Raw genomic sequence first — 475 nt, 5'->3', positions numbered from 1 at the left:
TGTTCGTTTGCGCGCCGAATTGCCCCACTCCGTTTGACCCTCCCTCCATTGCCTGGCGAATGCCGCCACGCGATCGTAAGATCCCTTAAATCCCAATTCGGATAGGTCCTCGTGAAGCTGTTTTAAGCTGCGTCGCTGTTTGCGTGATTTAGCCGCCTCGGTCTTGAGCCAGCCTGAGAGCTGGAAGGCGTATGGGTCGATGGCGCTGGCCGATTGGCGCTCCGCGTAGGCCGGCTCAGTCGCTTCCGAGCGCAGATAGCGCCGGACGGTGTTTCGAGAGATACCTAGCCGCTTGGCAATCTCCCGCAAAGGGACTTGGTCGCGAAGATGCCAGCGCCTAATAATTCCTAGTAATGCCACGTCAATCACTCCGATCCCCTACTCATTCAGATAAGTAGGATTGTGTGCTAAACGTGGGTCAATTTTCGATGCAAATTATGCGGCTAAGTGGGTCAGTTTTCGGTGCAAATCAACA

1 protein-coding gene is annotated in these 475 nt (G+C 54.7%); it reads right to left on the bottom strand.

The annotated features are described in order from the left end of the window. Window positions 1-369, bottom strand: a 369-nt coding sequence (locus GJ698_RS30255; RefSeq protein ID WP_371865482.1) for a helix-turn-helix domain-containing protein, incomplete at its 3' end; no start/stop codon positions are given. Window positions 370-475 lie beyond the last annotated feature (106 nt).

Source organism: Duganella aquatilis (genome assembly GCF_009674565.1).
Taxonomy (GTDB): Bacteria; Pseudomonadota; Gammaproteobacteria; order Burkholderiales; family Burkholderiaceae_D; genus Rugamonas; species Rugamonas aquatilis.
The sequence above is the reverse complement of the archived record's forward strand: the minus strand, read 5'-3'. Positions and strand labels throughout refer to the sequence as shown.